This window comes from Rhodococcus cercidiphylli, from assembly GCF_033042225.1.
Taxonomy (GTDB): domain Bacteria; phylum Actinomycetota; class Actinomycetes; order Mycobacteriales; family Mycobacteriaceae; genus Rhodococcoides.
Genome location: NZ_JAWLKE010000007.1, coordinates 66,842 through 92,179, shown reverse-complemented (window position 1 = coordinate 92,179; position 25,338 = coordinate 66,842). Strand labels below are relative to the sequence as shown.

Here is a 25,338-nt window from a genome sequence, read left to right as displayed (position 1 = left end):
AAGGTCACTGAATGTCACATTGAGTGGACCGGTGGGCGTTCGTCTATCCGGCCGCGGTGATTTCTCGTGGATCGAATGTCACCCGGATTTCCCTGATTGTTCCGTCCTCGATTCGCTGCCAATTGGCGGTGCTTGCCGGGGAGGCGATCGACGTGTGCAGATCGAACCACGTCAGTACGTTGGGGCCGTCCACGAAGACGTGGGTGATATCGATGTCGGTGACGATCTCCGACATTCCTTTCAATCCCGCCACACATTCCGCGCCGTTGGCCGCTGTGCCCAGTGGCCCCCGGAATGTCGCGTCCTCGTGCAGGATCGACGTCAGAGTGTCGAAGTCCTTGCTTTTCCAGGCCTCGAAGTAGGTCGCGGCAACTTCTTTCGGTGTCCGTGTCATGACATCGAGTCTCGAGAGCACCGGGTCAGAAGTCCAACAGTTGATTCCGATGATCATCAGAAGTTCTACTCATAGCCCCAGCTGAAGCTAGCGCGCTATCGTGTGCTGGTGGCCATCGATCCCACGTCCAAGCATCCGGTCCTCGAACGCGTCCGCGCGCTGGCCTTCGCCTATCCCGAGGTGTCCGAGAAGATCTCCCATGGACGGCCGACCTTCCGTACGTCCTCGGTCTTCGTGTACTTCGGCGGTGGCGTCAAAGGCGGCGACCAACACGACCTCTCGATTCTGGTCAAATGCGAGAGCGCCGAGGAACAGCGTGCCTGCGAGCTCGAACCCCGGTACTTCCACCCCGCCTACCTCGGACCGGCCGGCTGGGTGGGCTTCGACCTCTCCGACGCCGATGACGACGTCTGGGCCGAGGCCGCCGAACTGATCGACTGCAGTTACCGCATCACTGCCCCGAAGCGCAACGTCGCCAGACTCGACGCCGGCGAGGGTCCGAATCTGGGTGTTCAGCAGTGGAACTGAGGCAGCTGGAGTACTTCGTCGCGGTGGCCGAGGAAGCGAACTTCACGCGCGCCGCGGCCCGAGTTCACATCAGCCAATCCGGCGTCAGCGCCCAGATCCGCGCGCTCGAACGAGAACTCGGTGCCGAATTGATCGACAGATCCGGCGGCACAGCAACATTGACCACCGCAGGCCAGGCCGCGCTGACACACGCCCGTGCGACTCTGGCCGCCGCCGACTCGGTTCGGCAATCCGTCGACGATGTTGCCGGACTTCTACGCGGATCGGTACGGATCGGCATGGTGACCGCGTGCACCGTCCCACAACTGTTCGACGCGTTGGCCCGCTTCCGTTCCACGTATCCTGGCGTCGAACTTGCTCTGCAGGAGGGAAATTCGGATCGTCTGGTAGCCGATGTGCGCTCAGGGGAACTGGATCTCGCACTCGTCGGCGTCGCGGCTCGGACCCCCGATGGACTGGAATCGACGGTGATCATCGAGGAGCGAATCTGCGCGGCCGTGTCACAGAACCATCCGTTGGCATCGCTCGAGCGGGCCACATTGGCGCAGGTGAACCACTACCCGATCGTCTCGCTTCCGGTGGGTACCGGAGTGCGGGCGGTGTTCGACCGTGACTGCGCCGGAGCGGGACTGTCACCGTCGATCACGTTGCAGGCCAGCGCTCCCGACGCAGTCGCCGACCTCGCTGCGCGCGGTGTAGGAGTGGCGATTCTGAGCGCATCGATGATCGATACCTACGGCGATCGACTTACTGTTGTGGAGCTGGCGGATTCGACCACGGCAGCGATGTTGGCTCTCGTCTGGACCCCGAAACCGAACGCCGCGTCGGCGAGGTTGGTCTCGATGACGCTGGGTGCCTTCGGTTCCACCGCGATCTGAACCGGATCGAGAACCGGAGTCGTTCGGCGCACAGGTCGGGACTTCCTACCCCAGCGCCCGGTGCCGATGCGAACCTACGGTCGAAGACATGAAAACTCCCACCTTCGGTCAGCGTCTTCGCTACGACGTCGGCGGCGTCCTCCCGGACGACCTACGGGATTGGGTCCTCCACGACCTGACCGGACGTGGATCCACTCCGCGCTATCTGGCCCGATTCCTCGTTCCACTGGCCGCCGTGCTCTTGCTGTTCCTCCTGTTTCCAGGGCCGAACTGGATTGCGGGTCTGATGATGATGCTGATCTTCGTCCCGGTCGTCTACTTCGCCTCGGCACTGCATCTGATCTATCGCGCGTTCCGGCTCGGGCAACACGGGATCGACGCAGCCTCGATTCCGCGCGCTACGCCCAGTGCGGAACGCGACCGCAAGACCTACGAGGCCAACTACAGGCACCCTTGACCACCACACCCGATACCCGACCGAAAACAGCACAGGACGAGGAACCCATGACCAGCACCCAGACAGAGCCCGCGACCGACGTCGGAATGCCACGAATCGGAGACCGCGCTCCGTCGTTCACCGCAGTCACCACGCAAGGGCCGATCGACTTCCCCGCCGACTACCGCGGAAAATGGGTCATATTCTTCTCGCACCCCGCAGATTTCACACCCGTCTGCACCAGTGAGTTCATCACATTCGCCGCCATGTCCGACGAATTGCGCGAGTACAACACCGAATTGGTCGGACTGTCGATCGATGGTCTGTACAGCCATATCGCGTGGTTGCGCACGATCAAGGACAAGATCAGTTTCAACGGGATGTCCGGCATCGAGGTCAAGTTTCCTCTGGTCGAGGACATCTCGATGGACATCGCCCGCGCGTACGGCATGATCATGCCCGGCGAAAGTTCGTCGAAGGCAGTGCGGGCGGTGTTCGTCGTGGACCCGAAGAGTGTGGTGCGCGCAGTCATCTACTACCCGCTGAGCACCGGTCGGAACTTCGACGAGATCCTGCGTCTGATCAAGGCACTGCAGACCGCAGACGCATTCGACGTTGCGACGCCGGCAGATTGGCGCCCGGGCGACCCGGTCATCGTGCCACCGGCCGGTTCTTGCGGTACTGCCGCGGACCGAATGGACGGTACCGATTCCGACGTGGAATGCCAGGATTGGTTCTTCTGCACACGGTCGATCAGTGCAGAAGACATCGAAGGTGCTATCCGCGCACGCTGAGAGTCAGCGAACCTTCCTGACGGTGAACCACAGTGCGACAAGCAGACCCAGCAGCGCCAGCGACGGCAGTACGCCGGGATCACCCCCGATGATCCCGGCGACCGCGAACCCGAGAGCCACCAGCGCGAAGAATCCCAGAATGCCCGCCAGCAGCTGCAGATGATCCTGTGCCGTCACGACTTGACGCCGCCTGCGGTCAAGCCGGAGATGATGCGGCGTTGGAACAGCAGCACCATGATCACCAACGGGATGGCCACGATGGTCCCGGCGGCCATGATCGCGGCATACGGCACCACCAGCGGATCGTTGCCGGTGAACCGCGCGATGGCCACGGTCACCGGCTCGGTGCTGTCACTCGAGAGCTGACTCGCCAGCAGGTACTCGTTCACCGCGGCGATGAACGCGAGGATGGCGGTGGTGAACAGGGCAGGTGCGGCAAGTGGAAGCATCACCAATCGGAAGGCCTGGAAGCGTCCGGCACCGTCGATCCGGGCGGCTTCTTCGAGCTCCCAGGGCAATTCGGCGAAGAACGCTGCCAGCGTGTAGATCGTCAACGGCAGTACGAACGAGATGTTCGGGATGATCATGGCCTGATAGCTGCCGATCCATCCGATGTTGGTGAAGAACTGGAACAGCGGGGTGACCAGCGCGACGACCGGGAACATCGAGGCACCCAGGATGATGCCCGTCACCACGTACTTGAAGCGAAAGTCGATGCGCGAGAGTGCATACGCAGTGAAGATGCCGATGGTCAGTGCGATCAGCGTGGTCGCTCCGCCGACGATGAGGCTGTTGCCCACCGCCCGCAGAAAGTTGTTGCCGTTCGCGGTCGACAGGGCGTTGTCGAAATTTTCCCACGTGACATGCGTCGGCCACGGCGTCGTGTCGAAGGTGTAGCGCGGGTCGCGGAACGCGGTGACGACCATCCAGTAGAACGGTGCCAGTCCCCACACGAGAATGACCACAACGCCGAGATAGATGCGAGCCTGCTTCATCGGCCGGCCCCCTTACGCTGATTGTCCTGAGTGGCAACGGCATTGGCACCGAGGAACTTGACCAGGATGAACGCCACGACGAAGATCATGACGAACGAGATGGTCGACAGTGACGCAGCGCTGTTGAATCCCTGCCGGATCTGCTCCACCACAAGAATCGAGATGGTTCGAGTGGCGGGATTGCCTTCGGTGAGGATGGCGGGAAGGTCGTACATCCGCAGCGCGTCCATGGTGCGGAACAGAATTGCGACCATCAGCGCGGGCTTGACCAGTGGCAGCGTGATCTTGGTGAAACGCTGCCATGCCGACGCACCGTCGACGCGAGCTGCCTCGTAGACGTCCGCCGGGATCATCTGCAGCCCGGCCAGGATCAGCAGCGCCATGAACGGCGTCGTCTTCCAGACATCGGCGATGATGACCGCGAAACGCGCGGGCCAGGCATCACCGGTCCACAGAATGTTCGTTCCCAGAATGCGATTGGCGATACCGTCGTACGCGAAGATGAAGTACCAGAGCTTGGCCGTGACCGCCGTCGGGATGGCCCACGGGATCAGGATCGCGGCGCGCAGCAGGGCCCGTCCGGCGAAGGTCTTGCCCATGATCACGGCCATGGCGAAGCCGATGACCACCTCGATGGACACCGTCACGACGGTGAAGAACGCGGTGTTGCCGACCGCGCCCCAGAACTGAGAACCGAGAGTTCCCGGCGGGCAGGGCACCAGCGTGCCCGACGCCGACGTGCATTGCTGCAGTATCCAATGCGTGTAGTTGGCGAAACCCGCAGAGCCACCGGAGACGAACATGCCGGTGGCCGGATCGAGACCGGGATCCTTGGAGAACGACATCACCAGAGCTCGAACGACCGGGTAGACGATGACGATCGCGAGGATCACCAGCGTCGGTGCGATCAGCAGCCAGGCCCGACCAGGCGTCAGGCCGAAGCGCTTGTTCTTGGACCGCACATGCCGACCGCGGCCGGGGGACGAGCCCCCGGCCGCGGTGGTTGCGCCGGCCCCACTGGTCACACCAGCAGGTACAGCCATTGGTTCTCCCGAAATCAGTTGGCGCCGGCGGTTTCGATGCCGGCCTGCATGTCCGTGATCGCCTGGTCGACGTTCTTCTCACCCTTGATGGCGGCAGACACGTTGTCCTGCACGGCCTTCGATACGGCCGGGTAGAACGGGGTTACGGGACGCGGAACTGCATTCTCGATGGATTCCTTCAGTGCGGGAAGGTACGGCATCGCGGCGATCAGTGCGGGGTCGTCGTACAGCGATGCGAGCACGGGCGGCAGTGCACCCTCGGCGATGATGCGCTGAGCCTGCTCGCCCTGCAGGAATCGCAGGAAGTCGGCAGCGGTGGCCTTGTTCTCGGAGTACGCGCTGATCGCGGCGTTGTATCCGCCGAGCGTCGAGGTGCCGACTCCGGTGACTCCGGGAAGCGGTGCGACCGAATACTTTCCGGCCACAGTCGATCCTTCCTCGGCCGCGGTGCCGTAGACGTACGGCCAGTTGCGCAGGAACAAGGTCTGACCGTCCTGGAATGCCTGCTGGCTCTCGGACTCCTTGAACGTGGTGTCCTGAGCCGGAATGACGCCGGTCTCGAACGCGGTGACGAGGGTCTGCAGTCCTGCCCTCGCCTCCGGGCTGTCGACGGTGGGGGTCTTGCCGTCCTCGTCCACGATGGATCCGCCGTGCGCGTTGATGATCTCCGACGCATTGGCCGTCAGACCTTCGTACGGGGCGAATTGTCCGGCGTAGCAGTCGATGTTGTTGTCCCGGGCGACCTGGCAGTCCTCGGTGAGCTCGGCCCAGGTGGTGGGCGCCTCGGGGAGCAGATCACTGCGGTAGTAGAGCAGTCCGCCGTTGGTGTTCTTCGGTGCGGCGTACTGCGTGCCGTTGTAGGTCGCGCTGGCAACGGTCGCGGGAAGAACGCCTGCGTTGTCGAGCGCGAATTCGCCCTCGAGCGGCACGAGCCAGCCCTTGGCCGCGAACTCGGCGGTCCAGACGACGTCGAGTGCCATCACGTCGTAATCGCTCTGCTGAGCCTGCAGCTGCTGGACGAAGTCGTCGTGGGCCTGATCGGCGTCGGCAGACTGCTCCTTGAAGGTGACCTGCTCGTCGGGGTGGCTGGAGTTCCACTCCGAGATGATCTGCTGGACGACACCGGTCTCGGTGGTGTCCTGGCCCTCTACATAGGTGATAGGTCCACGGCCGTCGGCATTTTCGGATGCAGCACCCGAATCGCCGCCCGAACCGCTGTCGCTCGAACATCCGGTGAGCGTCAGCAGCGTGGCTGCCGTTGCAACCACCGCCACCTTCGTGATCAAAGACGCCATTGTTCTCTCCACTTACTTCTACGCGGTGGTATGTGCCCGGAGATGGGCACGCAGAATCTCGCTGTGATGCTCCCCCCGACACATATGTCGATGGGTACTGTGGCACACATCGCACCGCGCAGTGGTCGTTATTGCGTTCCTGAATCGGTCAACCAGGACGTGTCGTAGGGGGCCGGTAGCCTTTCGCTCATGAGTTCGGACAAGATGCTGACGCGGATCGGCGGGCTGCTGCGCCAGGCCGAGTCCACCGACAATCCACACGAGGCCGAGGCCTTCATGGAGGCAGCTCAGCGTCTGGCCACGTCGGCGTCGGTCGATCTGGCAGTGGCTCGTTCGCACAGCGCGTCGCGGGAACGGCAGGCAACACCCAGCCAGAAGGTGATCCCCATCGGAGAACCGGGCAAGCGTGGACTCAAGACCTACGTGCAACTGTTCGTGTCCATCGCGCACGCCAACGACGTCCAATGCGATGTGTCCCGATCGTCGACGCAGGTGTTCGCCTACGGTTTCGACTCCGACATCGAGACGACCGAAGCCCTCTACTCCTCGCTGCTGATCCAGATGGTGCGAGCCTCCGACGCGTACATCAAGTCCGGTGCCTACAAATCCGAGACGGCCATCCGTACCGTCACCGAGATCAAGAATCGCCGACGCTACACCCGGCGTGAGGAAGTGCCCGTCGCTGCGGTGACGGCGCGGCTCAACTTCCAGACCGCATTCGCGTCGCGCATCGGTCAACGACTCGGTGACGTGAAGACGGACACCGAGGCCAAGGCCATCGCACAGGAGCAACAGGGCGCTGGTACGGCGTTGGTGTTGCGCAACAAGGAGATCGAACTCCGCGACTACTACCGACAGACCTCGACCGCGCGCGGACACTGGCGCGGCCAGAGCGCGAACGCCGGCTACTCCGAGGGTGCCCGAAAGGCCGGAGATCGAGCGGGTCGAAACGCGAAGATCGGCGGTCATGCCGAAATCGACGCCGCGAGCCGGCAGTTGGGTCGCTGACTACCGAGTTCGCGGCGATGCCGCAAACACCGGCCATCCAATTTCCGTGCGCCACAGCGACGAATCCTCGGTATCACGCGGCCCGACGGCGTAGACCTCACGAACCGGCCCCGCAATGGCCAGGCCGTTGGTCTCCACGTAGATCCCCAGAGCGCCGTAGGTGACGTCGATGTCGTCGTGGGCACCGCTGTGTACCGTCATCGCGAGTTCGGTGGGTTGCAACACCATCGGCCGAATCCTGTTGACGGACAACGGCTCCAGCGTGGGCACGTACACCGTCATGACGCCGCGGCCCTCGGTGAACAACTCGTTGTCGTACAACCCACCCGGAGGTCCGGTGGTTTCGTATGCAGCTGCGTCGATCTCGGCCATCGCCTCGCTGTACCAATCCAGCACGTCGGACGCGTCGACCATCTCGGAAATCGCTGCGACGGAGCACTCTTCGGTGAGGATGCGTCGAACCTCGATGGTCGGTGGCGTCGGGTCGAGGAGTCGCCGCAGGGCCGTGACCGCTGATCGGGTGTCGTCCAACTGCCGCTCGAGCCGAGTGAGGTGTTCGGTGATCAGTCGGGCTCGGGCGTCGGGATCAGGTGTGGTGACGATCGCCCTCACCTCACGCTCGGGCATCTGCATACTGCGGAACCGCCTGATGACCTGCGCCGTCGCAACCTGATCGGTGTCGTAGTACCGATAACCGGAGTAGTCGTCGACGGTCGCAGGCTCGAGCAGACCCGACTCGTGATAGCGCCGCAGCGTCTTGACCGACAGGTGCGTGATCCGAGAGAACTCACCGATCGTCAGCAAACCGTTCATGTCGACATTCTGACCCCTCCCCCTGCGGGAGAGTGAACTCTTGCCTTGGGACAGGGGTGACACTCGGTTCACGGCCGAACTTCGATGCTGCGGATTTGTGTGTAGCCGGGGCCGGTCGCAAATGCGTGCGCATTCGCCAGGTGCGCGGGGATTCGCGTCGAATCGGAGACGAATCTGCTCGCGTATGACAAACGCGCGCGCATTTGCGGGGACTCGGGGGCGACGGGGGCTCAGGGGCGGCGGGCTTGGGGGCGGCGGGTCAGGTCAGTCGAGGCGAGCGAGCACCACGCGCAGTCCGATGACACTGGCGATGGGGAACAGGGCCGCGACCAGCCATGGGATGGCTGCGCCCCAGCCGGTGTCGGGGGAGGCGTCGATCACCACACCGAGTGCGGTCGATCCGATGAGCACTCCGATGCCCCCGAGCGAGGCCATGAATCCGTAGTACGAGCCCAGTCGACGTTCGGCGGCCATACGCGGCACCAGATCCCTGGCCTGCGGCATGGCGATCATCTGCCCCAGTGCCAGCAGCAGCACGAACAGGGCGGCCGGGACGAGACCGACCAGACCTTCCAACTCGAAGGGACTGAATGCCGCGACCAGGGCGAAAGAAACTGCCATGACGGCGAATCCGATCGGCAGCGTGATCCTCGGTGATACCGCGGCGACGCGTCGGGTGATGGGCAGTTGCGCTGCCACCACGAGTACTGCAGAGATCGCGAAGAACCACCCCAGCACGGTCTGCGAGCCCCAGGCGCGTTCGACCTCGAGTGGCAGCAGCAGGTACAGCTGGTTGTAGGCCACCAACTGCGCGCTCATCGCCACCGCGAACAGCACGAAGGTTCGGTTGCGCACCACGTCGGTCCAGCCCGAGAGCCATGGGTCGTCGCGATGTTCGCCGCGCTCACGCGGCAGCCACCGCACGTGAGCGGCGACGACCAGAACGAAGATTGCCGCGGCCACGAGGCACGCGATCCTGAAATCGACGAGCAGCAACACCGATCCGACGAGCGGGCCGGTGAAGGAGCCGATCTGGCTGCACACCGACATCAGCGCGAAGCTCTCCACGCGCGTGGGTCCGCCGTCGCGTTCGCTCTTGCCCGCCTCGATCGCCACTGCGGATTCGACTGCAGGGGAGAACAATGCGGCTGCAAATCCCACCATCACCGTGGCGATCAACACGGCAGGCAGAGAATCGGCGAAGGCGAGACCGACAAATCCCAGCACCCGCAGAACACAACCGACGAGGACGACCGGCTTGATACCCCACCGATCGGCGAGGGTGCCACCGACGAAGAACAGTCCCTGCTGCGAGAAGGTTCTGATTCCGAGAACCACTCCGACGAGCGCGGCACCGAGCCCGAGGTCGCTCGTCAGATGCACCGACAGATAGGGCAACACCATGAAAAAGCCGATGTTGAAGGTCATTTGGGTGAGGACGAGCAAGCGGACGGTGGGGGTGGCCCGTCGCAGATCGACCAGAAACGACCACCGCCATCGCGTCGGCGATCCGTCGGTCCTCGTGCTCACGTACTGCGCCCTCCTGCGTCGACTTTCTCGATGACGCTACCGGTCTTGCGCACACGCCCCGAGGTGGCACCGGCGAGTGAGACTGCGAGAACGGCGAGTGCGATCAAGGACGCGAGGGGAGCGGCGGTGACCCACGGTGCCCGTTCGACGGCGGCGACCCCGTCGGACAGTATCAATCCCCAATCCGCAGTGGGGGGTTGCGGACCGAGGCCGAGGAATCCGAGGGCCGCGAGAGCAAGAGCGACACCGGGAAGCCGAATCATGGCGTGCCGCAGCACTACCGGAACGACGCTGGGCACGATGGATCCGAACAGGATTCGCGCATTGCCTGCCCCGAGTGTCGGCAGAATGGAGATGTACGGCCGAGCACGAGTCTCCTCGACCAGAGCGGCAGTGTGCGCGGCGAGCGGAGCCCACGTGACGATGAGAACGGCAACGGCCGCCCCGCCTGCACTCGGACCCCAGATCGCCGCGATGAGAATGCCGGTGACGACGGGCGGTGCCGCATTGGTGACCTCCACCAGACCTCGCGAGGCCCGCGGAATCAGTCCCAGCAGCACGCCGACCACCAGGGCCGCGAACGTCACCGCGAGCGAGAGTCCGATGGAGCGCAGTGCGCCGTCGGCGACGCGGGCCAACAGATCTCGGCCCGACGCGTCCGTACCGAAGGGGTGGGCCGATGATGGCGCCGCGAACTTCTCCCGCGTCGTCGCCTGGCCGTCGCGTGGCAGTCCGGCCACGACCATGGTCAGCAGGACCGACGCCGCAGCGATCGGCACCACCCAACGCCGCGGTGACGGGTGGAACACGCCGGACGGGATGGGCATCGCCTTCTCGTGCAGGGCGCTGCCGAGCAGTAGCCGTCGAGCCAATTCTGCCGTGATCCCGAGAACGGCGCTGACAGCCAGCAGAAGGATGATGTCGATCTGCAGGGCGGGAAGATCCTGTGATTGCGCATCACCGAGAGTGGTGCGGCCCAATCCCGGTATGGCGAAGACCTTTTCGACGGCCACTGCGCCACCGGTCATGGCGACCATGATCAGCCCGATCTGCGATGCGAGCCCGGGGAGGGCACGGCGCAGAACCGCACCGGCGATCTGCCGCCGCGAGAAGCCTGCGACCGTCCACGTGATGACCCACCCCTCGGTGAAGGTGACGGCGATCGCGTCGGCGAGAAGGCGTCCGATCAGCCCGCCTGCAGGCAACCCGAGCGCGAGTGCAGGCAACACCGCGTACTCCGGGCCGTTCCAGCCGTACGCCGGGAACGACAACCACACGGCTCCGACGAGGACCAGCACCGACGCGAGCAGAAACTCCGGCATCGACGTGAGCGCTGCGGCGACGCCACCCCCGGTTCGCTTCGGGGTGCCACGCAACCCCGCCCGCACGCTGGGAAGCACGACCAGGGCGGCCGTGACGACCGCAACCAGCATCGCGAAGCCCATGAGGGTGAGCGAGACCGTCAATGCATCCAGGGCACCGGGCAGTACGGGCTTGCCGGTGTTCCACGATGTTCCGGGATTGCCCGACGCGATGCCGGTGAGCCAGTCCCAGAACATCCGCAGCGGCCCGGCATCGAGACCGAGGTCGCGGCGAATGGCCGCCAGGGCCTCGGGGGTTGCTTCCTGTTCGGCCGAGCGGGCCCGCAGAATGCTCAGTGCCGGATCGCGGTTCGACAGCCACGGCAGCATCCCGACGATCAGGACCACACCGGCGACGGCAACCAGCCGCGAGACCGCTGTTCTCACTGCTTACTCGAAGGCGGTCTGGTTGGTGATGAGCATGCGTTCCCGCGGATCGCGGGCGACACCGGTGAGGCCTTCGGATTCACCCTGGATGACGCGTTCGTGCAGCATCGGCACGGCCGCATCCTTCTCCAGGATGAGCTTCTCGGCGTCCAGGATCGCGGCGCGGCGGTCGTCTCCGGGTTCGGTGGCCGAGGCATCAGCCAGCGCCGCGTCGACCTGCGGGTCGCAGAACTGGGAGATGTTGAACGATCCCTCGCAGGCGAAGTCGGAGTACATGTATGCCACCGGGTCACCGGAGTCGAGGACGGTGGCGCGGGAGAGGATGAAGGCATCGAATGCACCACTGAGCGCGTCGGTTTCGATGAACTGGTATTCGCGCACCACCTGCTCGACCACGAAGCCCTTCGCCTCGAGTTCCTGCTGCAGCAGCACGGCGACCTCGGGAAGTTCGGCGCGGTCGGTGAACGTGGCGAGGGTGATCTTCTTGCCGGTGGCATCGCCCGCCGGGGTCTCGGTGCGCGCCGGACGGTCCGCCGCCCACGGCAGCGCGGGGCCGAGCAGTCCGTTCGCGGCGTCGGCGCGACCCTCGTACACCTGCTCGACCAGACGATCCTTGTCCACCGACTCCCGTGCGGCGGCGCGCATGGCGGGGTCCGCGAACACTCCGGACGACGTGTTCAGGTACAGGGTGTTGGTGCGCGGCATCGGAACCTCGTGCACCAGCGACTGGTCGATGTTGGCGGCCTGCGACACCGGAATCGCCTCCACCACATCGGCGGTGCCGTTACGTAGCGCTGCTGCGCGGGCCGTACCGTCGGGCACGAAGTCGACGTCGATGCCGGCGAGCTTCGCGGGCTCACCCCAGTAGTTCTCGTTGCGGTCCAGCGTGGCGCTGGACGTGCCGTTCACTGCGGTGAGCACGAAAGGTCCGGTGCCGGTTCCGACGGGGTTGCTGCCGCCGGCGGAATAGGCCTCGGGCGCAAGGATGGCGAGCTGCGGGCTCGAGAGGCGTTGCGGCACGAGCGGATCGATGTCCTCGGTCGCCACCTCCACCGTGTCGTCGTCGGTGGCGGTCACCGTCAGCTCGACACCGTCGAGGATGCGCGGCTTCGGCGCGGCGGTAGTGGCAGCAGTCAGTGCGGTGACAACTGCGGCGGAGTCGAGTGGCGCACCGTTGTGGAACCTCACGTCGGGCCGGAGGTCGAAACTCCAGGTCCGGTCGTCGACGCGATTCCAGGCGGTGGCCAGCGCGGGCTCGGTGTCGCCGAGATCATCGAGGGTGACGAGGGTTTCGGCGGTGGACCAGCGCGACAGCTTGAAGGCATCATCGCTGAACTGCGACAGCCCCGATCGTGGTGGTTGCAGCATCGCCACGCGGGCTCGATCTGCGGTGTCGTCGGCGGCACCCGAAGAGAAGCAGCCGGTGAGTGTGAGGGCACCTACCGCTGCCAGGGCGCCGATACGGAACACGTTGGTAGACAACAGAGTGGTGGTCAATGGATCTCCTGTGGTGGTCATGCAAGCCGGGGTACGGCGTCGATCAGGTCTCGGGTGTAGGAGTGCTGTGGTTCGGTGAGAATGCCTCGTACGCTGCCGGTTTCGACGATTCGGCCGTCGTGCATCACCGATACGTCGCTGCAGAGTCGAGCGACTGCAGACAGGTCGTGGCTCACGATCAGCAACGCGCTGGGCAGTCCGGCCAGGACTGCGAGGACCTGCTCACGCAGATCCGGGTCCAGCCCACTGACCGGCTCGTCCGCCAGCAGATACTGCGGTTCACATGCCACCGCGCGCGCGATGGCGACGCGTTGATTCTGACCACCGGACAGTTCCGTCGGTCGGCGTTGCAGATAACGCTCGTCCAGCCCGACAGCGGCGACTGCGGCACCTGCTTTGGCTCGATGATCGCCGTCGACGCCCAGAAGTCGAAGCGGCGTCGCCACCAGATCCAGCACACTGCGGCGTGGATCGAGGCTGGTGGCCGGATCCTGGGGTACGTACTGCACGAGTCTGCGAAACCACCGAAGCGATCGCGCGGAACCCGGACGTACTGTGCGGGCGTCCAATTCGATGGCCCCTTCGGAGGGCACATCCAGCGCCAACAGCATGCGCAGCAACGTCGTCTTCCCCGAACCGGATTCGCCGACCACGGCAATGCGACCGGCCGGTGGCAGCGTGAACGAGACAGCGTCCAGCGCGGTACGAGAAGAGCCGTGCCGTACGTAGGTGCGCGTGATGTCCGTGGCCACCAAGCCCGTCATGGCGCGACCAGCTGACGAAACGGATCGGCGGCGCGAGCCCGATCGAGCATGCGCACCACGAGATCGGATTCGGGCCTGTCGAGAATTGCTGCCGTGGAACCGGATTCGACGACCTTGCCCGAGTCGAGAACCATCAGGTGATCGCACAGCTGCGCGGCGACGGCGATGTCGTGCGTGATCAGCAGCAGCGACGCAACCTCACGGAGAGCGTCGAGCACCCGCGCCTGACTGATCACGTCGAGGGCCGTCGTGGGCTCGTCCGCGATCACCAGCGGACTCTCACGCGCCAATGCGACTGCGATACAGACGCGTTGACGCTGCCCACCGGACAGCTCGAGCGGGTGCGAGGCCAGGATGCGTTCGGTGTCGCGCAGACCCACGCGCTCGAGCAGCGCGGAGGCGTCGGGTGTGCGGAGTTGCTTGCCGACGGTGACCATCGGGTTCAGTGCGGTGGCCGAATCCTGGAAGACCATCGCCGGACGGGCGGGGCGTGGCCGGCGGGGCGTCGGAACTCCGGCGACGCCGTGGCCGTCGACGACGATGCGGCCGGTGCAGGTGATGCCCGGCGGGAGCGCTCCGACCAACGCCGACGCGATCAGCGACTTTCCTGATCCGGACGCGCCGAGCAGGCCCAGGCGTCGGCCGTCGGGAATCTCGAAGGACACGTTCCGGACGATCCGCGCGCGTCCGGCGTCGATGCAGAGGTCATCGACGGCGAGCACGGATTCTCCTGAGGATAGAAATGGGAACGACTTCGACAATCGTTGTCGATAGACGACTGTAGGCGAGTCGGGAGGACGACACAAATTAGGCTGACCGAATGAGCAGGGCGAGGGACGCGCAACGAGCGGCCGTCTACGACGCAGAACAACTGGTTCGCACCATGTTCGATCGCGCCGAGGAGCGGGACCTTCGCATGGTGCAGGTGATGGGTTCGCAGATCACGCTGCCTATCGAGCGCAAGTTTGCCTCCATCGACTCGGTGCAGGCATATGTCGATGCGGTGCTCGCTCTGGATTGGGTTGCCGCAACGTGGCCCGATGCCGGTCGTGTGGTCACCGTCCGAGCCCGATCGGGTTCGGCTGCGGCGCACTACGAATCGGACACCGCCACCATCGCGGTGCCCCTGCATCGGGGCAACAGGGCGTGGGCGTTGCGGGAACTGGTGGTGTTGCACGAGCTCGCGCACCACTTCGCCGACGAGAACGAGGAGCAGCACGGCGGCGCATTCGTCGACCGCTACATCACTCTCGTCGGCGAGATCGTCGGCTCGGAGGCCGGGTTCGTACTGCGCGCGATGATGGCCGAGAGCGGCGTCCGCATCGGCTGATGCCGTTCGGGTGCATCATGGGAGACGCAGCCCACACGACGAGGAGATGTCCATGACCGTCAAGATCGGTGTTCAGCTTCAGCCCCAGCACGCTCCCGACTATCAGTTGATCCGCGACGCGGTGTTGCGCTCGGAGGATGCGGGCGTCGACATCGTCTTCAACTGGGACCACTTCTATCCGCTGTACGGCGACCTCGACGGCGCGCATTTCGAGTGCTGGACGATGCTGGGGGCCTGGGCCGAGCAGACGTCGAACGTCGAGATCGGCGCACTCGTCACCGGCGGCGGTTACCGCAATCCGGACCTGTTGGCCGATATGGCACGCACCGTCGACCACATCAGTGGCGGCCGACTGATCCTCGGCATCGGCGCCGGCTGGAACGAGAAGGACTACGACAACTTCGGGTACGAGTTCGGCACGGCCGGTTCGCGACTGGCCTTGCTGAAAGAGAGCCTCGCCAGAATCCGCCACCGACTGGACGTCGGAAATCCGGCACCGACCCGCGACATCCCGATCCTCATCGGCGGCGGCGGAGAGAAGAAGACCCTGAAGATGGTGGCCGAATACGCGCACATCTGGCACAGCTTCGCCGACCTCGAGGCGCTGAAGCGCAAGTCCGAGATCCTCGCCGAGCACGGCACCACCGTCGGACGCGACGTCTCGGTCATCACCCGCTCGGTCGCGTGGCCGGGAGCGGACACCGCCCAGGACTTCGTCGACGCCGGAGCCACCCTGTTCACCGTCGGCGTCAACGGACCCGAGTACGACCTGGCCGAACTGGGCCAGGCCATCGCGTGGCGGGACGCGCACAAGTAGGGCAGGAGTGGAGCCTGCGGAACGACCAGTTACGCAGGAGTGGAGCCTGCGGAACGACCAGTTACGCAGCCCACTCCAGTTCGCTGAGCGAAACCCTTGCGCGTGGCGCGTTTGGGTGAGTGGGCCCTGGTCCGCTTAGGGTTTTGTACATGGTTGCCGTACGCGCCTCACGCGCGCTCGTGGTTCTCGTTCTCGGACTGTTGATGGCCCTCACGCTCGCCGCGTGTGGCACGTCGAATTCCGATGATCAGGCGGCGGCAGGTCCGACCGACCTGTGCGCCCCTCCCGGAGTCGACAGTGCGTCGTCCACCCCGACGAACTTCGACGCCGCCGCAGCGGCCGCGACGGAGGACAGGTACACGACGGACAATGTCACCCCGCTGGACCGGATCGACACCGCGTCCCTCGGATTGGCGACGCCGGGAGTGCTGACCGTCGGAACCCTGTCCGATGCGCCGCCGAGCATCTGCCTGGACTCGGCCGGTCAGTACACCGGGTACGACAACGAGTTGCTGAAGGCTGTCGCCGAGAAGCTCGGTCTGCAGATCAACTTCTCGGGCACCGAGTTCTCGGGTCTGCTCGCGCAGGTTGCGGGCCGCCGCTTCGACGTCGGGTCGTCCTCGATCACGACGACGGACGAGCGACGCAACACCGTCGGATTCACCAACGGATACGACTTCGGCTACTTCTCCCTCGTGGCCACCACCGGCGGTCCGATCACCAGGTTCGAGGACCTGAACGCAGGCAGCAGGATCGGCGTGGTGCAGGGCACCGTGCAGGACGACTACGTGGTGAACACGCTCGGCCTCGATCCGGTGAAGTTCCCGGACTACAACACCGCGTACGCGAACCTGCGCACCGGGCAGATCGACGCCTGGGTGGCCCCGTCCCAACAGGCGGAAGGCTTGGTCAAGCCGGAAGACGGCACCGCGATCACGCAGAACACGTTCTCGCTGAACAACTTCGTCGGCTGGGCCGTCGCTCGCGACAATCAGCCGCTGATCGACGCGCTGAACTCCGGGCTCGATGCGGTGATCGCCGACGGCACCTGGGCGACCCTGTACTCCGACTGGGTTCCACGCGAGCTGCCCGACGGCTTCAAGCCCGGCAGCAAGGCCGCCCCCGAGCCCGAGCTACCCGACTTCGCTGCCATCGCAGCACAGAACGACGCCGACGCTCCCGAAGCCGTTGCCGTTCAACCCAAATCCACGCTGGCACAGCTGGGGGATACGTTCTTCGACTGGTCGCTGTACAAGTCCGCCATCCCGGACCTGTTCAAGGTGGGCCTGCCCAACACGCTGATTCTGGCGTTGGCGTCGGGCATCATCGGTACGGTCCTGGGCATGTTGCTGGCCCTGGCCGGGCTGTCTCGCACACGCTGGCTGCGCTGGCCGGCGCGCGTCTACACCGACATCTTCCGCGGATTGCCGGCCGTGGTCATCATTCTGATCATCGGACTCGGAATCGGACCGGTGGTGCAGGGGGTGACCGGCGGCAATCCGTACTGGCTCGGTGCCGCGGCACTGTCACTGCTCGCCGCCGCGTACATCGGTGAGATCTTCCGATCCGGCATCCAGAGCGTCGAGGCCGGTCAGATGGAAGCTGCGCGGGCACTGGGCTTCAGCCGTCGCCGGTCGATGAACCTGGTCGTCGTCCCACAGGGTGTCCGACGCGTTCTGCCGGCGCTGATGAACCAGTTCATCTCACTGATCAAGGACTCGTCGCTGATCTACTTCCTCGGACTGCTCGCCACTCAACGCGAGCTGTTCGCAGTCGGTCGAGATCTCAACGCACAGACCGGAAATCTGTCCCCGCTCGTCGCCGCCGGATTGTTCTACCTGGTGCTGACCGTGCCGCTCACCCATCTCGTGAACTACATCGACAAGCGACTGCGCACCGGCAAGGCCGAGCAGACGCTGGACCCGGTCGAGCAGGCCGTCGTCGTGGAAAGAGGCTGACATGACTTCTGTTTCGCTCGTAGGCAAGGACATTCACCTGTCCTTCGGTACCAACAAGGTGCTACGCGGGGTGAGCATCGACGTTCCGGCGGGCACGACGACGACGGTCATCGGACCGTCGGGCTCGGGTAAGTCGACTCTGCTGCGTGCTCTCAATCGACTGCACGAGCCCGAGCAGGGAGACATCCTGCTCGACGGCAAGTCGGTGCTGAAGGACAACCCCGACGAGCTGCGTCAGCGCATCGGCATGGTGTTCCAGCAGTTCAACCTGTTTCCGCACAAGACCGTTGCGGACAACATCGCTCTGGGCCCGCGCAAGCTGCTCGGCCTGTCCAAGGAGGCGGCTCGTGCGGCGGCGATGGATCAGCTCGAGCTGGTGGGACTGACCGACAAGGCGGATTCGCGTCCGGGCAATCTGTCCGGTGGGCAACAGCAACGTGTCGCCATCGCCCGGGCCCTGGCCATGAAGCCCGAGGTGATGTTCTTCGACGAGGCCACCTCCGCTCTGGACCCCGAGTTGGTGAAAGGCGTACTGGCGCTGATGGCCGACCTCGCGAAGGGCGGAATGACCATGGTCGTGGTGACCCACGAAATGGGCTTCGCGCGATCGGTGTCCAACAGGGTGCTGTTCATGGACCACGGCAGCGCCGTCGAAACCGGAACGCCGGAGCAGTTGTTCGACGATCCGCACACCGATCGGCTGAAAACGTTTCTGTCGCAGGTGCTGTAGCGAGTGTCGGTCAGCCCGGTACCCGGTACAGACGCCAATCCGGTTGATCTGCACCGTCGTTCGGAACTTCGAGAACGAGTGGATACAGGTCGGCTCCGTTGTCGTAGATCGTCGGATATCGCCGGTTGACCGCGTCGGACACTCCGCGGCCCTCGTTGGGCACCGTCAGCAGATACTGCACGCCCGCCGATGCCGGGTTGTTGAGGATCTCGGTGAAGTCCAGGTCGGACGGAACCACGAACCGCTTCGGGTGTTCCGACGCTGCCACGACGGCGAACCCGTAGACGGTGTCGAGGAGGATCGAGCCCTCGGGTAGGTTCTGGCCGTCGAGGTACGACGCCAGTCGACGTTCGGTGGAGAAGGAATCGATGACTCGACGGGCCGCGATCGCCTGGGGATCGTCGGCTCGGGGATTCTCGTCGAGGAGACTGCCGAGGGCGTATTGCTGACTGGACAGACCCGGCTGCACCATCGCCCACCCCGTCACAGGAAGAGCCAGCGCACAGACCGTCATTGCCACCGCCGCGGCGGCAGGACGCAGCGGCGCGAGCACCGGGCGGTGCCGCCGGTAGGCCCCTGCGCGCCGGGTCGGCCGTTCTCCGGAAGCCGGAAACAGTTGCACCACAACGACTGCGGCCAATGGAACGGCGCAAATGAAGAATCGCAGGAAGCCGAACGTCGAACCGGTGATGTAGCTTGCGGCCTGGAATCCGAGCACCCCACCGAAAAGCAGTGGTGCCACCAGGAATTCGAGGTCTCGGCGACGCAGCGCCAGCATCGCGGCCAGCGGTAGCGTCACCAGCAACGCCGGTCCCAGCACGACGACGGCACCGAGCGAGAACAGGCCGGTGCCGATCAGGTCACCGCTGGGCCCGCCGGACTGCGTCAGAATTGCGGCGTTTCCGTAGCTCGAGGACAGCTGGGCGAGCGCCTCACCGGTGATCAGCCAGCTCGTGCTGATCCACACCAGAAACACTGCCGTGCCGGGCCCTGCCACGAGTACTGCGTCCAGAATTGCTCTGCGGCGCATGCTTTTCCAATACAGCCGGCCCTGACGAAGAGCCGTCACGACCGCCACCAGGACCGCGGCCAGAGCTATCGGGACGACGCCCTCGTAGCGAGCGAGGAAGGCGAGAGCCAATGCGACGCCTGCCAACAGGAGATCGTGAACGTCGTCGGTGTTCATCCATCGAATCAACCGTCGTACAGCCCAGCAGAGGAAGAACAGGAAGCCTGCCTCGCTCATGCCGTTGGCTCCGTAGAAGACGATCATCGGGTTGATCGCGAAGACGACGGTGACCAGGAGGCTGTATCGGCCGGGGAGTCCGCGGTCTCGGCAGATCCCGTGGATCATCACCACTGCACCGGCCATGAACACCGCCGACACCGCGATGCCCGAGATGTTCCACCGGGTGATCGCCGGCCACCACGATGCGAAGGCGACCATGGGCAACTGTGCGAGGGCCGTCAACGGCGTGAAGATGAAGCCGATGGCCGACACGTGCGGATCGCGGCTGAGCAGCACCGCCTGCGCGGCCGAGGTTCGCGACAATGCGTCGCCGAGGAGATAGCCGAAACGCATGCTCAGAGTCAGCCCCACCGCCAGGTAGCCCGCCAGCGCGCTGCCGAACACGATCCAGGGGGTGCGCCGATTCACGTGTTCTGCTCTTCGCCGACCGGCGGCGGCGCGGCGGGGCCGGACAGGCCGTGGAACGTCTTCTCCCAGTACGACGGATTGCGAACCAGCTGCCAACACCCCTTGATGGCGGCCACGCTCATCATCACCCAGTACAGGGGCATCGTGAGGCTGGGAACGAGCAGGTACGCGTTGTCGCTCTCTCGGCTCGCGATGAGGTACATGTACACCGTGGCGATGTTGCCCACCACCAGAGACAGCAACGAGAAGTAGTAGATGTACGGCGGAAAGAGCTCGGCCACCAATGCCGGCTGGCCGAGAATCCATGCCGCCGTGGTGAACCAGAAGACCATGTTGATGCATGCGGTGATCGGTGTTCCCGCGAGCAACAAGGTGAAGCGGTAGGTGCCGACCGGGCCGAGGGCACGAACCGTGGCGACCGGTCTGCGCATGTGCACCAGCCACGTCTGCAGATAGCCCTTGTACCAACGAGAGCGCTGGCGAACCCAGTTGATCGGATCGCTGTTGGCCTCTTCGAGAGTGGTGGAGTCCAGCACCGCCGTCGAGTAGCCCGAGGCCGCGATGCGCACACCGAGATCGGCGTCCTCGGTGACGTTGAAGCCGTCCCAGGCCCCCACCTCGTCGATGACATCGCGGCGCAGATGATTGGATGTTCCGCCGAGGGGAATCGGCGAGGTGCTGGCCATCAGACCGGGCAGCAGATACCCGAACCACAGTGCGTAGTCCGCGGTGAACCACCCGGTCAGCAGATTCTGAGAACCGTTGTGGAAAGCCAACTTCGCCTGCACGCACGCGACGGTGTCGGGCAGCCGCTCGAAAGCAGCGACGACGCGACGCAGTTGCAGTCGCTCGGGCAGATCCTCGGCATCGAAGATCGTCACGATCGTCCCGGTGGCGAAATGCAATCCGTAGTTGCATGCTTTCGGCTTGGTGCGAGGGTCGCCTGCGGGGACCAGGACCACGTCCACCGAATCGCTGACGCCGCTGCGCGCGGCCGCCTCGATGGTGACCTCGTCGTCCTCTTCGAGCAGCAACAGAACCTGCAGCTTGTCGGCGGGATAGTCGAGTCCGGTCATCGCCGCGATGAGGTCACCCACCACCTCCGGCTCGTCGTACGCCGGAACCAGAATGGTGTAGTACGGCAGCCGATCATCGGGAACGGCTCGGGCTTCCTCGTCGGTCACCGTGACGATCGCCGACGCGTCCAGACCACGGGAGAACAGCAGTAGGCGGTCGATCATCGCCAGCAGATACCCGATGGTGCAGACGACCGTGACCGCGAGCAGCGTTCCGACCGGGGCGAACACTCCACAGGCGAGGAGCGACAGCGCAGCCCCGATCGCCGTGTACTTCTGCCAGGGAACGAACGCAATTGCGGCCGACGCCAGCGGATTTCGATCGGCCAACCCGTTGATCGCGTCGTAGAGCGCAGCTGCTCGGAACTCTTCGGTTTCCGTTCCGACACGCGGGGGCGTCGGTCGTCTCTCCATGGGAGTTGTGGTCACAGCGGCGCACCGTCCGCCAGGGCCCACTGCTGGCGAACGAGTCCGGTGCCGAAGGTCGTCAACAGCTCACGATCCTTGTACTCCGGATCGTCGTCGATGGAGATGGCGTTGCCTCGCAGCAAGGTGCCGATCGCCGTACCGAGATTCGATGCCATCGACGGCATCGGTTGCGGGAACGCGGCGTCGAGGTCGTGATTGTCGACGCTGATGACGGTCACACGTTGGAACACATCGCCTCGCTGCCACTGGAACACGAGCTTGGTCCAGGTGAGCAGCAGTGCGTCGCTGACCGAGGTGTACAGCGCACCCGTCACCCCGCGTCCGAGATCGACGGTCAGGGGTTGGCTCGTGCGCGTGTTGGTCAAGCGATACAGGGTGCTCTCCGGATAGACGGCCAGACTGGCCCGATTGGTCGTCGACAGAACGTCGACCACCACGGTCCGTGGTCTCGACCGCAGGTCCCAGGCGGAATTGCCCTCGTCGGCGCGCATCGTCTGCCGAGTCAGAGTGGCTCGAGTTCCGAAGAACGCACGGACCCAATCGAATTGCTCGATGTCGATCTCGCTGAAACCGACCGGCGGAACCAAGGGAACAGATGCCGCACCAGGTGGTCCCGCCGGTGCCGCCACGGGGGTGCGGTCGGGTAGGGGAACGAGAGCCAGGACCGCTGCCGCCACGATCGCGACGACGATCGAGCTCGGCGACCATTTCGCCGTCGGGACAGCGAGGCGGCGCGGCCGACGCTCGTCGAATCGGCCGCGACGAGCAGCGAGATAGAAGGCGCTTCCGGTGACTGCTGCCGCGCCGACGGTCGGGACGAGCTGCAGCCAGACGATGTCGATCTGTGGCCACACCGTCAACATCGCTGCTGCAACTGCCAATCCGGACGCGACGGTGCAGACGAACCCGAGCCATCCGCGCCGCCTGGTGCGGCCGACGGCGATGGCACCGGCTATTCCCGCCAAGAGCACCATTACCGCCGCGTAAGCGAAACGGCCTCCGCCCAAACCGATGGCGACCAACCGGTAGCCCAGCGGACTCAACGCGAGCAGCAACAGCCAGACGGACCAGAACCGACCCACCGGCCGCAGTCCGAACATCAGGATCGCGCCACCGAAGAAGAATGCCAGCGCTGCAAGGACATCCAGGTGCGCAAGCTCGTACTGGTCGGCGTAGCGCGGCAGCCACAGCGCCTTGATCGCGATGGACACCAACAAGCCGATACCGCCGACGATGTTGTCGGTCTGCCGGTCGTGAATGGGCAACTCGTCTGCCCTACGCCGCGCTACCCCCTGCGCCGCAACGACAGCGAGCAGGGGCAACACGAAGATGTACGCGGTGATGGCACCGTCGGACGCCTCCTGCGCCAGCCGCACCCAGGTGGGAAGGAACGCGAGAACGACACAGGCGAGAAGGACCACCCAGCGCACGACCAGGATGCCGAGCGGACGCCGTGCTCGCCACCGAGGCGGCGCGGTCGGCTCCGCGCCCGTGTTCGGGGCGATGTCCACTGTCATGTCGAGTCGCTCATGTCGAGTCGCTGTGCCGGCTCGGCTCGGTCGTCGACCGGCGCGCTCGAAGCGCAAGCACGAGTGCGCCCACGCCTGCGACTGCGAGGACCGCAAGACCGACTCCCACGACCAGCACCGTCGTTCGGTCGGTTGTGTTCTCGGGTGCCGCTACGGTGTCGTCCGCACCGGACAGTGCCGCGCTCGACAGGGAGATCGGTTCGGTGTTCTGCGCGGCGAACACGATGTCGCCGTCGAGCGCGAACCACCGAGCCGGGTCGTCGTCGAGCCAGGACAGCATCGCGTCGAATCGGTCCGGAGCCGAGTTCCAGGATCCGACGAGAACTGCGTTGTCCTGCACCGACGTCACCTGCACCGTCGCGAAGGGCTCGTCGGTGTCGACCGTCAATTCGACGGCACCGCCGGCGGACTCCGGATCTGCGACCCGAAATGTCGTCTCGTCGATCGACGACAGCGGCAGCGTCACCGTGTCCGGCAATTCCGAGACCGGCGCGATCACGAGCGCGGGGGCGCTACCGTCGAGCGCCTGCTCCATCGACACGACCTCCGGGAGGAGGGGCAGACTCGACAGACGCTGCAGTCCGGTTGCCATCGTGACCGCTCGGACGACTCCCGCGTAGGACTCGTCGGCCATCGCGATCTCGAACTGCGGCATCAGCGCCTGCGGCATCGATCGCAGGCCGAGCGGGACCGGTGTCGTGGAATCCGACGACCGCACCAGAGTCGAACCGTCCACGGTCACACTCGTATCGGCGGCCGCGGAGCAACCACCGCCACCCGTGGTCGACGGATGGTCGACGGAAATGTCGAGTGTCTCGACGCGGGACAGTGCCGAATTCGGAACGTCGATCCAACGATCGAGCCGACCGGTGTCGTCGGCCTCCCACACTGCGAGCGGTGACCCGTTCACCGTGGCCCGCACCGATCCTGCGCCCGGTGTGTAGCTGCCGATCAGGTGCACGGACAGGTTCGATGCAGATCGGCCGAGCCGGGTCTGATCGATCGTGATCGACGCGGTCGCCGTGGCACCGCCCGAACCGGTCACCGTGCCGATGCCGAGGTCGTCGAGCGTGATCGATTCGGGCGGAAGTTGCGCTGTTGCCGACGATGGTCCTGCCGAAGCAGCCGTGGAGACTGCGATGTCGGAGAGATCACTGGTGATGAGGCGGGCCTGATCGGTCAGATCCGATCCGGTACCGGTGAGGTACATCCGTGGTGGAGCCTGGTCGACGGGGTAGATCAGTTCCACACCGGCGTCGGAGTTCTTCGCCAATACGACCGACCTCTCGAACGGTCCGTCCGGTGCCGCCCCTGCCAGCTCACTGTCCGGCCGCACGGCCACCCGGACCGGCTGCGCCCCGTAGTGGTGGATCACCGAGGTTGCCACAATCGTTGCGGCGGTGATGGTTTCGCGATCCCCGTCCGATGGAACGAACAGCGTCAGCGTCGTCAGCACTACCGGCAGAAAGTCCGCAATGGTCCCAGGCACCGCCGGTTGCCCCTGGTAGGCCACGGTCGCGTCGATCAATCGGACCGCATCGGACGCAGGATCGGGGCAGTATCGATCGTCGGGAATGAGGGACGGGATCAGATCGAGGGCGATTGCTCCGTCGACCGTCGGCACCGCAGCCAGTGGAATCGACACCGCGGTGGTCGGTGCGGTGTTGTCGAGTGTGAGGCGGGTGATCGGCCGACCGTCCGATTCGACGTCGACCCACCCCCGGTCGAGCCAGGCAGGCACCGTCAACACTGCATCGAGCATCGAGGGCACCGAGCCTGCAGGGGACGGCACGGTCAGTCTGGTGGTCTGTCCGGTCGAGTCCACGGTGGTGGACCGACCCAGTCCCAATTCGCCGAAGGTGAAGCGGTCCACATAATCCTGTTGCTCTCCATCGATCGGCTGCGCCGATACGAACGGGGCCGTAAGCAGAAACGTAGTTGCGACGAGAACTGCCGTCGATGCAACGTATGCGATTCGCATTGGGGGATTTCCAGCTTTCGCATAATGAAACGGAAACCCGAACTGTACTGCGTATTCCCGATCTTCGGTACATCGGAAAGTCGTGCATTTACCCATCTGGATCGAAAT

At 64.9% G+C, this 25,338-nt stretch carries 24 protein-coding genes; 9 read left to right on the top strand and 15 right to left on the bottom strand.

Annotation, left to right across the window (positions count from 1 at the left end):
* Nucleotides 1-43 precede the first annotated feature (43 nt).
* Entirely contained in the window at nucleotides 44-394 is a 351-nt protein-coding gene (locus R3P95_RS18625; RefSeq protein WP_317549122.1) for a nuclear transport factor 2 family protein, read from the bottom strand.
* A 108-nt stretch (nucleotides 395-502) separates the two neighbouring features.
* Here R3P95_RS18625 and R3P95_RS18620 point away from each other — a divergent pair, with 108 nt between their 5' ends.
* The 4 genes from R3P95_RS18620 to R3P95_RS18605 all read left to right on the top strand — a co-directional run bounded on the left by R3P95_RS18620 (nucleotide 503) and on the right by R3P95_RS18605 (nucleotide 3,030).
* The gene (locus tag R3P95_RS18620) at nucleotides 503-922 is read left to right on the top strand and encodes an MmcQ/YjbR family DNA-binding protein (RefSeq protein WP_316631460.1); all 420 of its coding nucleotides are present in this window, start codon (nucleotides 503-505) and stop codon (nucleotides 920-922) included.
* Nucleotides 913-1,800, top strand: a complete 888-nt coding sequence (locus R3P95_RS18615; protein ID WP_317549121.1) for a LysR family transcriptional regulator — start codon at nucleotides 913-915, stop codon at nucleotides 1,798-1,800. Before R3P95_RS18620 ends, R3P95_RS18615 begins: the two co-directional genes overlap by 10 nt.
* Nucleotides 1,801-1,888: 88 nt before the next feature.
* Complete coding sequence (locus R3P95_RS18610) at nucleotides 1,889-2,257, top strand: DUF5313 family protein (RefSeq protein WP_068047505.1); 369 nt, start codon at nucleotides 1,889-1,891, stop codon at nucleotides 2,255-2,257.
* 47 nt (nucleotides 2,258-2,304) lie between these two features.
* Nucleotides 2,305-3,030 carry a peroxiredoxin gene (locus R3P95_RS18605; RefSeq protein ID WP_256980785.1) on the top strand — a complete coding sequence of 242 codons (726 nt, stop codon included), beginning with the start codon at nucleotides 2,305-2,307 and terminating at the stop codon, nucleotides 3,028-3,030.
* Between the two features lie 3 nt (nucleotides 3,031-3,033).
* Here the strand turns inward: R3P95_RS18605 and R3P95_RS18600 are convergent, their stop codons facing one another.
* The 4 genes from R3P95_RS18600 to R3P95_RS18585 are packed head-to-tail and all read right to left on the bottom strand — an operon-like array spanning nucleotide 3,034 to nucleotide 6,363.
* Nucleotides 3,034-3,207 (bottom strand): hypothetical protein, encoded by a 174-nt coding sequence (locus R3P95_RS18600; protein ID WP_317549120.1) that lies wholly within the window; start codon nucleotides 3,205-3,207, stop codon nucleotides 3,034-3,036.
* Complete coding sequence (locus R3P95_RS18595; protein WP_317549119.1) at nucleotides 3,204-4,025, bottom strand: carbohydrate ABC transporter permease; 822 nt, start codon at nucleotides 4,023-4,025, stop codon at nucleotides 3,204-3,206. The genes R3P95_RS18600 and R3P95_RS18595 overlap by 4 nt, the downstream gene beginning before the upstream one ends.
* Entirely contained in the window at nucleotides 4,022-5,068 is a 1,047-nt protein-coding gene (locus R3P95_RS18590) for a carbohydrate ABC transporter permease (protein ID WP_317549118.1), read from the bottom strand. The genes R3P95_RS18595 and R3P95_RS18590 overlap by 4 nt, the downstream gene beginning before the upstream one ends.
* A 14-nt stretch (nucleotides 5,069-5,082) precedes the next feature.
* Nucleotides 5,083-6,363, bottom strand: coding sequence for an ABC transporter substrate-binding protein (locus R3P95_RS18585; RefSeq protein ID WP_149408105.1), 1,281 nt, complete (start codon nucleotides 6,361-6,363; stop codon nucleotides 5,083-5,085).
* Between the two features lie 189 nt (nucleotides 6,364-6,552).
* On the opposite strand from R3P95_RS18585, the gene R3P95_RS18580 reads away from it, so the two are divergent.
* The gene (locus R3P95_RS18580) at nucleotides 6,553-7,371 is read left to right on the top strand and encodes a DUF2786 domain-containing protein (protein WP_317549117.1); all 819 of its coding nucleotides are present in this window, start codon (nucleotides 6,553-6,555) and stop codon (nucleotides 7,369-7,371) included.
* Here R3P95_RS18580 and R3P95_RS18575 read toward each other — a convergent pair whose 3' ends face one another.
* The 6 genes from R3P95_RS18575 to R3P95_RS18550 all read right to left on the bottom strand — a co-directional run bounded on the left by R3P95_RS18575 (nucleotide 7,372) and on the right by R3P95_RS18550 (nucleotide 14,445).
* Nucleotides 7,372-8,184 (bottom strand): MerR family transcriptional regulator, encoded by an 813-nt coding sequence (locus R3P95_RS18575; protein WP_317549116.1) that lies wholly within the window; start codon nucleotides 8,182-8,184, stop codon nucleotides 7,372-7,374.
* A gap of 264 nt (nucleotides 8,185-8,448) precedes the next feature.
* On the bottom strand, nucleotides 8,449-9,714 hold the full coding sequence (locus R3P95_RS18570; protein WP_317549115.1) for an MDR family MFS transporter: 1,266 nt from the start codon (nucleotides 9,712-9,714) through the stop codon (nucleotides 8,449-8,451).
* Nucleotides 9,711-11,462, bottom strand: coding sequence for an ABC transporter permease subunit (locus R3P95_RS18565; RefSeq protein WP_317549114.1), 1,752 nt, complete (start codon nucleotides 11,460-11,462; stop codon nucleotides 9,711-9,713). Before R3P95_RS18565 ends, R3P95_RS18570 begins: the two co-directional genes overlap by 4 nt.
* A gap of 3 nt (nucleotides 11,463-11,465) precedes the next feature.
* Nucleotides 11,466-12,980 (bottom strand): ABC transporter substrate-binding protein, encoded by a 1,515-nt coding sequence (locus R3P95_RS18560; RefSeq protein ID WP_317549113.1) that lies wholly within the window; start codon nucleotides 12,978-12,980, stop codon nucleotides 11,466-11,468.
* Nucleotides 12,977-13,723: an ABC transporter ATP-binding protein gene (locus tag R3P95_RS18555; RefSeq protein WP_317549112.1), complete on the bottom strand. Its 747-nt coding sequence runs from the start codon at nucleotides 13,721-13,723 to the stop codon at nucleotides 12,977-12,979. The genes R3P95_RS18560 and R3P95_RS18555 overlap by 4 nt, the downstream gene beginning before the upstream one ends.
* Nucleotides 13,720-14,445: an ATP-binding cassette domain-containing protein gene (locus tag R3P95_RS18550; RefSeq protein WP_317549111.1), complete on the bottom strand. Its 726-nt coding sequence runs from the start codon at nucleotides 14,443-14,445 to the stop codon at nucleotides 13,720-13,722. Before R3P95_RS18550 ends, R3P95_RS18555 begins: the two co-directional genes overlap by 4 nt.
* Before the next feature lie 98 nt (nucleotides 14,446-14,543).
* On the opposite strand from R3P95_RS18550, the gene R3P95_RS18545 reads away from it, so the two are divergent.
* From R3P95_RS18545 to R3P95_RS18530, 4 genes are all read left to right on the top strand, one after another.
* Entirely contained in the window at nucleotides 14,544-15,053 is a 510-nt protein-coding gene (locus R3P95_RS18545; RefSeq protein ID WP_317549110.1) for a TIGR04338 family metallohydrolase, read from the top strand.
* A 46-nt stretch (nucleotides 15,054-15,099) separates the two neighbouring features.
* Complete coding sequence (locus R3P95_RS18540) at nucleotides 15,100-15,870, top strand: LLM class F420-dependent oxidoreductase (RefSeq protein WP_269596245.1); 771 nt, start codon at nucleotides 15,100-15,102, stop codon at nucleotides 15,868-15,870.
* Nucleotides 15,871-16,019: 149 nt separating this feature from the next.
* Entirely contained in the window at nucleotides 16,020-17,828 is a 1,809-nt protein-coding gene (locus tag R3P95_RS18535; protein WP_094687327.1) for an ABC transporter substrate-binding protein/permease, read from the top strand.
* A 1-nt stretch (nucleotide 17,829) separates the two neighbouring features.
* Nucleotides 17,830-18,558 carry an amino acid ABC transporter ATP-binding protein gene (locus R3P95_RS18530; RefSeq protein ID WP_068047565.1) on the top strand — a complete coding sequence of 243 codons (729 nt, stop codon included), beginning with the start codon at nucleotides 17,830-17,832 and terminating at the stop codon, nucleotides 18,556-18,558.
* A gap of 10 nt (nucleotides 18,559-18,568) precedes the next feature.
* On the opposite strand, the gene R3P95_RS18525 is transcribed toward R3P95_RS18530, so the two are convergent.
* The 4 genes from R3P95_RS18525 to R3P95_RS18510 are packed head-to-tail and all read right to left on the bottom strand — an operon-like array spanning nucleotide 18,569 to nucleotide 25,230.
* Entirely contained in the window at nucleotides 18,569-20,215 is a 1,647-nt protein-coding gene (locus R3P95_RS18525; RefSeq protein ID WP_317549109.1) for a glycosyltransferase family 39 protein, read from the bottom strand.
* The gene (locus R3P95_RS18520) at nucleotides 20,212-21,705 is read right to left on the bottom strand and encodes a glycosyltransferase (RefSeq protein WP_317549247.1); all 1,494 of its coding nucleotides are present in this window, start codon (nucleotides 21,703-21,705) and stop codon (nucleotides 20,212-20,214) included. The genes R3P95_RS18525 and R3P95_RS18520 overlap by 4 nt, the downstream gene beginning before the upstream one ends.
* Nucleotides 21,706-21,716: 11 nt before the next feature.
* A complete protein-coding gene (locus R3P95_RS18515; protein ID WP_317549108.1) occupies nucleotides 21,717-23,237 on the bottom strand; it encodes a DUF2339 domain-containing protein in 1,521 nt (506 codons plus the stop codon).
* Nucleotides 23,238-23,247: 10 nt separating this feature from the next.
* Nucleotides 23,248-25,230 carry a hypothetical protein gene (locus R3P95_RS18510; protein WP_317549107.1) on the bottom strand — a complete coding sequence of 661 codons (1,983 nt, stop codon included), beginning with the start codon at nucleotides 25,228-25,230 and terminating at the stop codon, nucleotides 23,248-23,250.
* Nucleotides 25,231-25,338: the final 108 nt, after the last annotated feature.